This is a genomic window from Pseudoalteromonas sp. SR45-5, from assembly GCF_014163565.1.
GTDB classification, from domain to species: domain Bacteria; phylum Pseudomonadota; class Gammaproteobacteria; order Enterobacterales; family Alteromonadaceae; genus Pseudoalteromonas; species Pseudoalteromonas distincta.
Genome location: NZ_JACJDN010000962.1, coordinates 1 through 951, shown reverse-complemented (window position 1 = coordinate 951; position 951 = coordinate 1). Strand labels below are relative to the sequence as shown.

Here is a 951-nt window from a genome sequence, read left to right as displayed (position 1 = left end):
CAACACAGAGTAGGTTGTATTACTGAACTCGCCTAATAGGGGATTATTCTTGAATTTTTCTAAACGTATTTACAACCCACTTCGCAAATAAATCAAGCGGGTGATTAGGCGTGTTTGATTCGTGCTGCACTAAATAGTATTTATCTTTAGTTGTTAAAGGCTGTTCGAATAATTTGTAAAGCCATTGCTCATCTAGCCAGCTTTGGCTAATAGGCAGTGGAATAAGTGCAATGCCCATGCCTTGCTGCGCTGCACGCGCTACACCAAACATGCTATCTATTTGAATAATCTGCGAAGGAGAAAAGTCATCAATCCCTGCTTTTTCGGCCCACTGATGCCAAGCCCAAGGGCGAGCTTTGTGCAAGATTAGCGGAACTTGGTTAAGGGCTTGACGATGATCGTCCCTCCACTGATCGAGCAATTTTTTATTACATGCAGGAATATATTCAAGGTTAAACAACTCAGTCGCTAACCCTTCAGTAGGTTTACCAGAGGACAATACAATAGATAAATCGCTATGACGCGTTAATTCTTTGCGTGTTTTAAGCGTGTCCATTTGCAGGTTTATATTAGGGTGTTCTGAGGTCCACTCACTTAATTTAGGCATGAGTAGTTCGCTGGCAAAAAATTCAGGCAGGGTAATCGTCAAATTTGTATTTTGCTGCATCTGACTAAACTCATTAATGGTGCTCTCTAACATTGTGATGATAGGAGACACAGCATCAAAAAAGTTTTTACCCGCTGTAGTTAAGCTAATTGAACGCGTTTTACGTTGAAAAAGCTCAATACCAAGTTGTTCTTCAAGTTGTTTTATTTGATGGCTTACCGCAGACGGCGTTAAGTACAGCTCATTAGCTGCATGCTTAAAACTTAGGCTTCTTGCGGCAAAGCAAAAAGAGCGAAGGCCACGAATAGGAGTTTGCATGTTTTCCAGAATTATTTAATTTATTG

General features: G+C 40.6%; 1 protein-coding gene. It reads right to left on the bottom strand.

Features of this window, described 5'->3' with window-relative positions:
• Nucleotides 1–43: 43 nt before the first annotated feature.
• Nucleotides 44–925 carry a LysR family transcriptional regulator gene (locus H5072_RS20375; protein WP_182694627.1) on the bottom strand — a complete coding sequence of 294 codons (882 nt, stop codon included), beginning with the start codon at nucleotides 923–925 and terminating at the stop codon, nucleotides 44–46.
• Nucleotides 926–951: the final 26 nt, after the last annotated feature.

Bases quoted from the DNA above. Each gene is read 5' to 3' on its own strand.
- H5072_RS20375 (WP_182694627.1), bottom strand. From the start codon at position 925: ATGCAAACTCCTATTCGTGGCCTTCGCTCTTTTTGCTTTGCCGCAAGA.